At 64.9% G+C, this 1,183-nt stretch carries 1 protein-coding gene; it reads right to left on the minus strand.

Features of this window, described 5'->3' with window-relative positions:
• A partial coding sequence (locus tag NCS28_RS33050; RefSeq protein WP_250517971.1) for an acetyl-CoA C-acetyltransferase occupies positions 1 to 1,181 on the minus strand: 1,181 nt, incomplete at its 3' end.
• Positions 1,182 to 1,183: the final 2 nt, after the last annotated feature.

The following is a 1,183-nucleotide window of genomic DNA, read 5'->3' on the forward strand; positions in this document are numbered from 1 at the left end:
TACGGACGTTCCACAGCCAGCGCGACACCCATGCCGCCGCCGATGCACAGCGACGCGAGACCCTTCTTCGCATCGCGCTTCTGCATTTCGTGCAGCAGCGTGACGAGAATCCGGCAACCCGACGCGCCGATCGGATGACCGATCGCAATCGCGCCGCCGTTCACGTTGATCTTCGACTGATCCCAGCCCATCTGCTTGTGCACCGCGAGCGCCTGCGCCGCGAACGCCTCGTTGATTTCCATCAGGTCCAGATCGTTCACCGACCAGCCCGCGCGCTCGAGACAACGCTTCGATGCCGGCACCGGGCCCATGCCCATGATCTTCGGATCGACGCCCGCGTTCGCGTATGCCTTGATGCGCGCAAGCGGCGTGAGGCCCAGCGCCTCGGCCTTCTTCGCCGACATCACGACGACCGCCGCGGCGCCATCGTTGAGACCCGACGCGTTCGCCGCCGTCACCGTGCCTTCCTTCGAGAACGCCGGCTTCAGGCCCGCGAGCGCTTCGGGCGTCACGCCGTGGCGCACGAATTCGTCGGTGTTGAACTGCAGCGGCTCGCCTTTGCGTTGGGGAATCGCGATCGGCACGATTTCATCGTTGAAGCGGCCTTCCTTTTGCGCCTTTTCAGCCTTGTTCTGCGACAGCGCCGCGAACGCATCCTGCTGCTCGCGCGTGATGCCGAATTCCTTCGCGACGTTTTCGGCCGTCGTGCCCATGTGGTAGTTGTTATAAACATCCCACAGGCCATCGACGATCATCGTGTCGATCAGCTTCGCATCGCCCATGCGAAAGCCGTCGCGCGAGCCCGGCAGCACGTGCGGCGCGGCGCTCATGTTTTCCTGGCCGCCCGCGATGACGATTTCCGCGTCGCCCGCGATGATCGCGTTCGCGGCCAGCATCACCGCCTTCAGGCCCGAGCCGCAGACCTTGTTGATCGTCATGCCCGGAACCATGTCGGGCAAGCCGGCCTTAATGAGCGACTGGCGCGCCGGGTTCTGACCCGAGCCCGCTGCGAGCACCTGGCCCAGAATCACTTCGCTCACCTGGTCCGGCTTCACGCCCGCGCGCTCCAGTACAGCTTTGATCACCGTCGCGCCCAGTTCCGGCGCCGCGATCTTCGCGAGCGAGCCGCCGAACTTGCCTACCGCCGTACGCGCGGCCGATACGATCACTACGTCAGTCATTT

Source organism: Caballeronia sp. INDeC2 (assembly GCF_023631325.1).
Taxonomy (GTDB): Bacteria; Pseudomonadota; Gammaproteobacteria; order Burkholderiales; family Burkholderiaceae; genus Caballeronia.